This is a genomic window from Ruegeria sp. AB9, from assembly GCF_056542585.1.
The window spans coordinates 72,157-81,856 of the sequence record NZ_JBQGAA010000017.1; the positions used below are offsets into that span (position 1 = coordinate 72,157).

9 protein-coding genes and 1 pseudogene are annotated in these 9,700 nt (G+C 55.4%); 8 read left to right on the plus strand and 2 right to left on the minus strand.

Translation table 11 applies throughout. The annotated features are described in order from the left end of the window. The first annotated feature begins 222 nt into the window (after nucleotides 1–222). Nucleotides 223–1,344 carry a DNA polymerase III subunit beta gene (dnaN, locus tag ACR0K5_RS22225; RefSeq protein WP_155146635.1) on the plus strand — a complete coding sequence of 374 codons (1,122 nt, stop codon included), beginning with the start codon at nucleotides 223–225 and terminating at the stop codon, nucleotides 1,342–1,344. Nucleotides 1,345–1,401: 57 nt separating this feature from the next. Then, nucleotides 1,402–2,499 (plus strand): DNA replication/repair protein RecF, encoded by a 1,098-nt coding sequence (gene recF / locus ACR0K5_RS22230; protein ID WP_480631727.1) that lies wholly within the window; start codon nucleotides 1,402–1,404, stop codon nucleotides 2,497–2,499. Here the strand turns inward: recF and ACR0K5_RS22235 are convergent. Beyond that, nucleotides 2,496–3,062 (minus strand): carboxymuconolactone decarboxylase family protein, encoded by a 567-nt coding sequence (locus ACR0K5_RS22235; protein WP_480631728.1) that lies wholly within the window; start codon nucleotides 3,060–3,062, stop codon nucleotides 2,496–2,498. The genes recF and ACR0K5_RS22235 overlap by 4 nt on opposite strands. A 100-nt stretch (nucleotides 3,063–3,162) precedes the next feature. Here ACR0K5_RS22235 and ACR0K5_RS22240 point away from each other — a divergent pair, with 100 nt between their 5' ends. Together ACR0K5_RS22240 and gyrB are read left to right on the plus strand one after the other, a co-directional pair. Beyond that, nucleotides 3,163–3,735 carry a TetR/AcrR family transcriptional regulator gene (locus ACR0K5_RS22240; protein ID WP_480631729.1) on the plus strand — a complete coding sequence of 191 codons (573 nt, stop codon included), beginning with the start codon at nucleotides 3,163–3,165 and terminating at the stop codon, nucleotides 3,733–3,735. A gap of 114 nt (nucleotides 3,736–3,849) precedes the next feature. After that, the gene (gyrB, locus tag ACR0K5_RS22245; protein ID WP_480631730.1) at nucleotides 3,850–6,267 is read left to right on the plus strand and encodes a DNA topoisomerase (ATP-hydrolyzing) subunit B; all 2,418 of its coding nucleotides are present in this window, start codon (nucleotides 3,850–3,852) and stop codon (nucleotides 6,265–6,267) included. 238 nt (nucleotides 6,268–6,505) lie between these two features. Here gyrB and ACR0K5_RS22250 read toward each other — a convergent pair whose 3' ends face one another. Next, on the minus strand, nucleotides 6,506–7,177 hold the full coding sequence (locus tag ACR0K5_RS22250) for a hypothetical protein (RefSeq protein ID WP_480631731.1): 672 nt from the start codon (nucleotides 7,175–7,177) through the stop codon (nucleotides 6,506–6,508). Between the two features lie 158 nt (nucleotides 7,178–7,335). On the opposite strand from ACR0K5_RS22250, the gene ACR0K5_RS22255 reads away from it, so the two are divergent. From ACR0K5_RS22255 to ACR0K5_RS22270, 4 genes and pseudogenes are all read left to right on the plus strand, one after another. Next, on the plus strand, nucleotides 7,336–8,163 hold the full coding sequence (locus ACR0K5_RS22255; protein ID WP_480631732.1) for a hypothetical protein: 828 nt from the start codon (nucleotides 7,336–7,338) through the stop codon (nucleotides 8,161–8,163). Continuing rightward, nucleotides 8,163–8,693, plus strand: a complete 531-nt coding sequence (locus ACR0K5_RS22260) for a hypothetical protein (protein ID WP_480631733.1) — start codon at nucleotides 8,163–8,165, stop codon at nucleotides 8,691–8,693. The genes ACR0K5_RS22255 and ACR0K5_RS22260 overlap by 1 nt, the downstream gene beginning before the upstream one ends. Before the next feature lie 330 nt (nucleotides 8,694–9,023). Continuing rightward, nucleotides 9,024–9,383: pseudogene (locus tag ACR0K5_RS22265) on the plus strand (TrlF family ATPase); the annotation flags it as partial. A gap of 62 nt (nucleotides 9,384–9,445) precedes the next feature. Further along, on the plus strand, nucleotides 9,446–9,700 hold a 255-nt coding region (locus ACR0K5_RS22270), incomplete at its 3' end, for a transposase (RefSeq protein WP_480631734.1).

Below are 9,700 nucleotides of genomic sequence, written 5' to 3' on the forward strand. Positions count from 1 at the left end.
CGCCTGCATTGCAAGAAAACGCCCCGGGTCTTCGCGCCCGGGGCGAATTCTTGTGCGCATTAATCCACGGTTGGAACAGAACTGAGGCGTATGGGGCACGCTGCCCTTGACGCTGGGGGCATTCCAACCCAGAAATCCGTAAAAAATCCTTGTGCCTCAGGGTGGAACCGCTAACGTGCCAGTCCCGCCCATGTCGGTACGCAAGTCAGAGGAACTGAGGGTATGAAGATCAGCATCGAACGCGGCACCCTTCTCAAGGCCGTTTCGCAAGCCCAATCCGTTGTGGAACGTCGCAATACCATTCCCATACTTGCGAACGTGCTGATAGAGGCGGAAGGCGATCAGGCCCTGTTTCGGGCGACCGACCTGGATATCGAAGTGGTCGACAAGGCCCCGGCACAGGTCGAAAAAGCAGGGGCCACGACAGTTGCTGCAACCACCCTGCATGAGATCGTGCGCAAACTGCCCGACGGAGCGTTGGTCACGCTGACCGCGGACAGCGCAGCAGGGCGTCTGACGGTTGAGGCCGGCAGATCGAATTTCTCCTTGGCGACACTGCCGAAAGAGGACTTTCCGGTTATGGCGTCCTCGGAATACCAATCGAATTTCACCGCATCCGCCGCGCTGTTGCGCCGGTTGTTCGACAAGTCGAAATTCGCAATCTCGACGGAAGAAACCCGGTACTATCTGAACGGTGTCTACATGCATGTGGCCGACGGGTCAGAAGGCGGCAAGGTGCTGCGCTGTGTGGCCACCGATGGTCACCGTCTCGCTCGGATCGATGCCGATCTGCCAGACGGTGCGGCGGACATGCCAGGCGTTATCGTTCCCAGAAAAACCGTGGGCGAGCTGCGCAAGCTGCTGGATGATGACGAGATGGATATCGCCGTGTCAGTCAGCGAAACCAAGGTCCGCTTTGCCACGCCGGATATCACCCTGACGTCGAAGGTCATTGATGGTACCTTCCCCGATTACACACGCGTTATCCCGCAGGGAAATACACGCAAGCTGGAAGTGGATGCTGCCGAGTTCGCACAGGCCGTGGACCGGGTGGCGACGGTGTCTTCGGAACGGTCGCGTGCGGTGAAGCTGCAACTGGATGGCGACAAGCTGGTCCTGTCGGTGAACGCACCGGATAGTGGCGCGGCAGAGGAAGAACTGGCCGTGGCCTATGGCGACGAGCGGCTGGAGATCGGGTTCAACGCCAAGTACTTGCTGGAGATCGCCTCGCAAGTGGATCGAGAGAATGCGGTGTTCATGTTCAATTCAGCCGGTGATCCGACCCTGATGCGCGAAGGCAATGATCAGAGCGCAGTTTATGTCGTCATGCCAATGCGCGTCTGATCGCGGACGCGCGATGCCTCCGGCGGGAGTATTTTTGAAAAGATGAAGGGAGGGGTCATGGGATTGGCCCTGACCGAGCTTACGGTCTCGCATTTTCGGTCTCACAAGCTGGCGCGGTTGCCTTTGGACGGGCGGCCGGTGGCGATTCACGGGCCGAACGGGGCGGGCAAGACCAATATTCTGGAAGCAGTATCCTTGTTTTCACCCGGTCGCGGGATGCGGCGGGCAAGCGCGGCCGAGATGACGCGGCGGCCCGAGGCGTTGGGCTGGAAACTGTCGGGACTGTTGCAATCGCAGGGTCAGAATTTCGAAATCGAAACCTGGTCTGAGGGTGGTGCCGCACGGCAGGTGAGGATTGATGGAAAACCCGCCACCCAGATTGATCTGGGTAAACTTGCGCGGGTGGTCTGGCTGGTTCCATCCATGGACCGCCTGTGGATTGAAGGGGCCGAAGGTCGGCGCCGGTTTCTTGATCGCATTGCGCTCAGTTTTGATCCGTCTCATGCAGAGGCTTCGCTGGCTTACGAAAAAGCGATGCGCGAGCGTAACCGTTTGCTGAAAGAGCAGGTGCGGGATGCGCATTGGTACGCCGCGCTTGAGGGCCAGTTGGCCGAGATGGGGCACCGTATTCATACAGCGCGGGTAACGGCGCTTAATCATTTGCGCGCCGCACAGGAACAAGCAGAAACGACTTTTCCTTCTGCCGAGTTGGAATTGGTGCAAACCGAAGGCGCGATGCCCGAGTCGGTTGATGATTTGCGTGAAGCTCTCAAGGAAAGCCGCTTTAGAGACTTGGCGGCGGGCCGGACTTTGGTTGGGCCGCATCGGTCGGATCTCTATGGTGTGTTTGCCGCCAAGGGCGTTTCAGCCAAGGATTGTTCGACCGGTGAGCAAAAGGCACTGCTGGTTTCACTGATCCTGTCGAACGCGCGTGCATTGGCCGAGATGGTGGGTGCGCCGCCGATTGTCTTGCTGGATGAGGTGGCCGCCCATCTGGACGCGGGTCGGCGCGCAGCACTTTACAACGAAATTTGCGCGTTGGGTGCTCAGGCCTGGATGACGGGCACCGGGCCTGAACTGTTTGCAGAGTTGGGTGACCGGGCCCAGACGCTGATCGTGACCGAAGGCGATGACGGATCAGTCGTGGCGGCTTAGGCCGGTTCGTTGACTTTGCGCTCCCACAGGAAACCGCGCATGACTTCATCGACCGGTGTTTTGGCCATGTGGTTGACGTAGTTTGACATGGTTTTTTGTGCCAGGCCCAGCACTACGTCCAGAACCGCACGATGCGAATAGCCCGCGTCGAAGAACGCCTGAAGCTGTTCCTCGGTCGGGTTGCCACGGGTTTCCATCACTTGCAGGGTGAAGGTGCGCAGCGCTTCGAGCTTGGGCGAAGGCAGTGGGGTTTCATTGCGCAAAGCCTCAGTTATCGCGTCTGATACCTTCATCATCTTTGCGATGCCGGTGTGTGCGGGCACGCAGTAATGGCATTCGTTTTCCACGTTGATGGTCTGCCAGACGACGGTTTTTTCATCGTTGTCAAAATCAGTTTGCAGGAACAGACCGTGCAGAACCTGATAGCCCTCAAGGTGCTGAGGGCTTTCCGCCATCACCTTGTGCAGACCGGGCAAACGGCCAAAGGCTGCCTGTGACTTTTCCAGCAACGGTTTGGACGCCTCGGGTGCGGATTCGAGGTCATGAGACGGGAAATTGGCCATATTGGAACTCCTGTTTCTGGCGTGATGGGTCGTATTTAGGGTTTCTTGAGCGATCACTCAAGTATATATTTGAGCGAACGTTCAAGAATAGGTGATGCTGATGCCCCGAAAACCCGCATATGATCGTGGCGCGTTGATCGAGAAGGCGAAGGATATCTTCTGGCGTCAGGGATGGGCTGGTACATCGCTGAAGGATCTGGAGCGGGAATTGAAACTGAAACCCGGTAGTTTTTATGCGGCTTTCGGATCGAAGGATGCGCTCTATGCGTTAACGCTTGAAAGCTACACGCAGGAAGGTGTGGCGCGCCTGAAGGCCCTCGCGGAAAGACTGGGCCCGAAAGAAGCGCTAAAAGCGCAACCTCGATTGGTGATTGAGGCGGTCGAGAACCCGACGAAAGCCTGCATGTTGGCAAAGACATATGCGGAGTTGCAAGCGAAGGATCACGAACTCGCGGGTCAGGCTGCGCGTCACATGGCAGAAATGAAAACATGTTTCGCTGAGCTGTTTCGCAGCGCTCAGGATGCTGGTGAAATCCGGCCCGAACATGATCCAGATCGGCTGGCAGCGCGGTATCAGTCGGACATTCTTGGGTTGCGTTTGTCGGCCGAACGCAAGGATGTCGATGCACTGGAAATCGCGGCGGATATCGCTTTTGATATTGACCGTTTGTGAGCCGGATTCGGAAAGGCAAAAAACAACGCGATCAAACACAAAATGTTGGGGGATCGCGTGACAATCCCCACCAGAAAACGTATAAGTTACCAAAATAATATAGGTACTGACTGAATGTCCGAAGACGCACAGGCCCCCCAAGAATACGGCGCTGATTCCATCAAGGTTCTCAAAGGCTTGGAGGCTGTTCGCAAGCGCCCCGGCATGTATATCGGGGACACGGATGATGGCTCGGGACTGCACCACATGGTGTATGAGGTCGTCGACAACGGGATCGACGAAGCCCTGGCGGGTCATGCTGACCATGTGACGGTGAAGATCCACGCGGATTCCAGTGTATCGGTCAGCGACAACGGTCGCGGAATTCCGGTTGATATCCACCCCGAAGAAGGCGTGTCCGCAGCCGAGGTCATCATGACCCAACTGCACGCTGGCGGTAAGTTCGACAGCAATTCTTACAAAGTTTCGGGTGGTCTGCACGGTGTGGGTGTTTCGGTGGTTAACGCGCTGTCAGATTGGCTGGAGCTGCGTATCTGGCGTGCGGGCAAGGAGCACGTTGCGCGCTTTGAGGGTGGCGAAACAGCGGAACATCTGAAGGTTGTCGGTGAGTGTGGCAATCGTACAGGGACCGAAGTGCGGTTTCTGGCGTCAACGAACACGTTCTCGAACCTCGAATACTCGTTTGAAACTCTGGAAAAGCGTCTGCGCGAACTGGCCTTCCTGAATTCGGGGGTGCGGATCATCCTGATCGATGAACGCCCCGCAGAGCGGCTGGAAACCGAGCTGTTCTATGAAGGCGGCGTCAAAGAATTCGTCAAATACCTCGACCGGTCTAAAACTCCGGCCATGCCCGAACCGATCTATATCAAGGGTGAACGCGACGAAATCGGTGTCGAGATCGCGATGTGGTGGAATGACAGCTACCACGAGACGGTTCTGCCCTTCACCAACAACATCCCGCAGCGGGATGGTGGTACCCATGTGGCTGGTTTCCGCGGCGCGCTGACCCGGACGATCAATAACTACGCCCAGTCCAGTGGTATTGCGAAAAAGGAAAAGGTCAGCTTCACCGGCGACGACGCACGTGAGGGTCTGACCTGTGTATTGTCGGTCAAAGTGCCCGATCCGAAATTCTCATCTCAAACCAAGGATAAGCTGGTTTCATCCGAAGTCCGCCCGGCGGTCGAAAGTTTGATGAACGAGAAACTGGCGGAGTGGTTTGAAGAAAACCCGAACGAAGCCAAGGGCATCGTTGGCAAAATCATCGAAGCGGCGCTGGCCCGGGAAGCTGCGCGCAAGGCCCGTGAACTGACCCGCCGCAAGACTGCGATGGACGTGAATTACCTGGCTGGTAAGTTGAAGGACTGTTCCGAGAAGGATCCGTCAAAGACCGAAGTCTTTCTGGTCGAGGGTGACTCGGCCGGTGGTTCCGCTCAGACGGGTCGGGACAGGCTGACACAGGCGGTTCTGCCGCTACGCGGGAAAATCCTGAACGTCGAACGTGCCCGGTTTGACCGGATGCTGTCGTCTCAGGAAATCGGCAACCTTGTTATGGCGTTGGGCACGGGCATTGGCCGCGATGAGTTCAACATCGAGAAACTGCGCTACCACAAGATCGTCATCATGACCGACGCGGATGTAGATGGCGCGCATATCCGGACGTTGCTGCTGACCTTCTTCTATCGGCAGATGCCGGAGTTGATCGAGGGGGGGTACCTCTACATCGCTCAGCCACCACTCTATAAGGTTTCACGCGGAAAGTCAGAGGTATACCTGAAGGACCAGGCCGCTCTGGATGACTACCTGATCAATCAGGGCGTCGAGGGCGCGGTTCTGAAACTCGGCTCGGGTGAAGAAATCATTGGCCAAGACCTCACCCGCGTGGTCGACGAGGCGCGTCAGCTGAAACGTGTGCTGGATGCGTTCCCGACGCATTACCCGCGCCACATTCTGGAACAGGCCGCAGTTGCCGGAGCCTTTGTGCCCGGCGCTGTTGATGCTGACCTGCAAGGTGTGGCGGACAAGGTCGCAGCACGGTTGGATCTGATCGCGCTGGAATACGAGCGCGGTTGGCAGGGCCGGATCACACAGGATCACGGCATCCGATTGGCCCGTATTCTGCGTGGTGTCGAAGAGGTTCGCACGCTGGACGGCCCGATGCTACGCTCGGGTGAGGCCCGCAAGACCGGAAGCTTCACGCAGAGTCTGCAAGAGGTCTATAACACTCCGGCCACCTTGATCCGCCGTGATCGCAGCCAGATGATCCACGGCCCGCTGGACTTATTGCGCGCCATCCTGGAAGAGGGTGAAAAGGGCCTGTCGTTGCAGCGCTACAAAGGCTTGGGCGAGATGAACCCGGATCAATTGTGGGAAACGACACTGGACCCTGATGCACGTACGCTGTTGCAGGTGCGCGTGGATGACATGGTTGAGGCCGATGATTTGTTTACCAAGTTGATGGGCGACGTCGTGGAGCCTCGCCGGGAATTCATCCAGCAAAACGCTTTGAGTGTCGAAAATCTGGATTTCTGATCAGGTTGTAGGTGCGCCCATAGCTTTGCATTTCGCCTAAAGATTTGCATCTTTGGCCCAAAACTTTGGGCGCAATAGACACCCACTGAATTTGGCATCCAAAGATAATTGTGCACAGTGCAAATCTTAGTTGGATCCATGCCATGATCGTGGCTCCCGTGAAGCTTGAAGTTTGCCGCTTCCAGCCCAACGCAGCCACTTGTTCTTGAACCGACATCAGATGCGGCCGCTAACCAACTTACCAAAGTTTCAGAAGAACGTCTCTGACCACGGCTAGCGTGATATCTAGCGTCGGAATTGCTAATAGTAAAATTCCGGCGACACCCAGACTTAGTGACACGAAGCGCGCAAAACGGAATGTATGCATCTCGCCGGTCCACCATTCTCGCGAAAGGTAGCTGATGTAGTCGCCATGCTTGTTGAACATAAATGTTCGCACATCAGGCCGGTAGCCTGAAACCAGCGGCTTCTTGTTCCTGAACTTGTCGTGCACTTTCCAGAACAAAGGCAATCTCGGTTTCCAATGATCGGAAAATACTTGTGCTTCCATTGCTGCAAGTTCATGGACGCTGTAGCGTTCTCCCACTCTGGCTGCAAACTCCATGTCTCCCTTGGCAAGCTCCAAGACATGTGGGCGAAAGGCCTTAAATATTAGGTTGGAAATCAGAAGGAGCAGACTTCCAAAGAAAACCAGCCTCATCTTTGCTACACCAGTTAGAAAAAACGGTGTTTCTGCGCCAAGCTCAACTCCAGCGATCACCCGAAATGAAGCGATTTCCGCAATTTGGTCGTTGAATAGGATGAGATAACCAATGATTGGCACCAATGCGACGACCCGCGTTAAGTCATTGTTGGCAACTCGTTCGACAGACTGCCATTGGGTGAACTTCCAATCCGAGTGAAACTTCATTGAATTGCGCTGCTCCTATCAGAGCGTGGTCTATCAAGCACGCTAGAGGCCGTTCCCTTATTCGTTCTGAGAACGGTACTTCATTGAAAACTTGACGGAAAGCTGCTGGAGCTGTCTATTTGAGACATAATATTCAATTTCAAGTTGTAGGCATGTAGATGACTGAGAAGCTGCCAGATTACCTGGCTCAAGGCGAAGCTGCACGTTTGTTCCCCGTTCTCTCAACCACTTCAAAGGAAGGTCGCACAACGTCCATTGTGCTGGCCTGCATGGTTCAGATTGAAGAGTTGGGAGCCGCGTTGCTCCAATCAGTAGGCCAGAAGCGCGGGAAACGGGCTCAGGTACGTGCATTCACTGAGGTTGTGTTCAAGAACCAATCCAAGACAATCAAGGATCGACCCGACGGATTGATTGTTCTGAAGGTTGGGTCCCGGGAGTGGAAGGCCCTTATAGAAACCAAAGTTGGGAACAACACCCTCGATGCTGAGCAAATTGAAAGATACCGTGCTCTTGCCAAAGAGAACGGCGTCGATTGCGTCATCACGATATCCAATCAATTCGCGACTACGCCGACCGCGCATCCTGTTGAGGAAGTCAGGAAGAGCAGGTCCAAGATTCCCGTATATCACTGGTCATGGATGCATGTAGTCACGACCGCGGAGTTGCTGATCAGCAATGAGCAAGTCGAGGACAAGGACCAGCTACTGTTGCTGAATGAGCTTCGGCGCTTCCTCAACCATGAGAGCGCTGGCGTACAGGGCTTCCATAGGATGCCCAAGGAATGGGGTGATCTCAACAAACTAGTGTCTTCCGGCGGTGTCATTCCAGCGCGGTCGCCCGAAGCTCAGGTCGTGATTGACGCTTGGCATCAGGAAACCCGAGACCTGTCGCTGATATTGAGCCGATTGGTCGAAACATCCGTCAGTGAAAAACTGTCGCGCAAGCACATCAACGATCCGGCTCAGCGAAAAAAGATGAGCTGCTGATGCTTCGCGAACGCCACCAGCTCCAATGCACATTAGATGTCCCGGATACGGCCGCCCCTATCGAAGTCACCGCAGACCTGAAGCGGCGATGTGTCGACGTAGGTATGACCATCCGAGCGCCTGAAGATAAGAAGTCGACTAAAGCCAGGCTGAATTGGCTGCTGCGACAGATCAAGGTCGACAATATGGAAGGGCTGTATATTCGTTTGCTTTGGCCTGGCGCCAGCGAGCCGACGCAGCACTTGGCCTCAGAACTCCGGGAAGACATTGATATCTGCCAAGAAGGCAAGGACCACCTGGTTACGCACGGCTTCCACGTTTTCTTATCCAAGCGCCTCGGCGGGCGGTTCACACAACAGGCCAACTTCATATCTGACTTAGAAGATGTTGTTCCTCTATTTTACGGCGAAGTGGGCTCGAACCTCGCTGTTTGGAAGAAGGCCGCACCGAGGATAAAGCAAGAAAAACCGACTGCTGAGGATGTGTCGACAGACGCGATTGCAGAAGAAGCAGAAGGCTTCGAAAGTTGACACAAGTTACTGAATTAATTCCTCTATGAGAAACTACGCGACTAAAGGGGATTCGGTACGCCAACAAGGAAAGCCAGCATTCAAATTGCGATCATGACTAACAAACGAAATGTAAAACGGTTTGACTTAGTGAATTCCTATCCCCTAACGTTAGGGTTGAGCAGACTATTTCTAATTCAGGCTATTTATGCGCAGAGACTTCCGTCTACACGAACTCAGCGACGATGATTTTGAAGACCTTTGTGTCAAGATTTCAGTCGATTGGTTAGGCGAAGGCGTGACGCCATTCGCGCCCGGTCCCGACGGCGGCAGAGATGGTAAGTTCACCGGAAAGTCAACTTTGACCAGCTTCGGAAGGTAATTGATGAAAGCGAATAGGCGAAGAAGAACATCCTTATCGCAGTCGCCGGCGGCTCCGGGGAAGGCTCGTCGGGAGTCAGGCAAGCCGCTGACGCCACTATCCGTCAGGAAATTGAAAAGTTCGCGCACATCATCTTTTCGAGCAGCCCGGCGCAGCGGGAGTTTTGGATCGGTCAGCGAGGCGTGGCGCTCGAAGAGCTAAGGGCTCGCTACAACGGGTGCAAACCGTGTCTCCATGGTAGCGACTCCCATGACCAGAAATCCGTCGGCCAGCCTGCCGATAATCGCTTCTCCTGGATCAAAGGCGCTGTGGAGTTTGACGCGCTTAGGCTCAGGACCCATTGATTTCCGCTTAACCTCGTGTTTCACGGGGCTCAAAACGAGCGGTGAACATGTCTGACCTTTTCTGGTTGAGTGAGACGCTGATGGCGCGACTTGACCCCTTCTTTCCCAAGTCACACGGCAAACCACGGGTCGATGACCGACGCGTATTGAGTGGGATTATATTCATCAATCGCAATGGCTTGCGCTGGCGCGACGCGCCCGCTGCCTACGGCCCGCACAAGACGCATTACAACCGCTGGAAACGGTGGAGTGACAAGGGCGTCTTCGCCCGGATGATGGCGGGTCTGGCTGCCGAACACGGC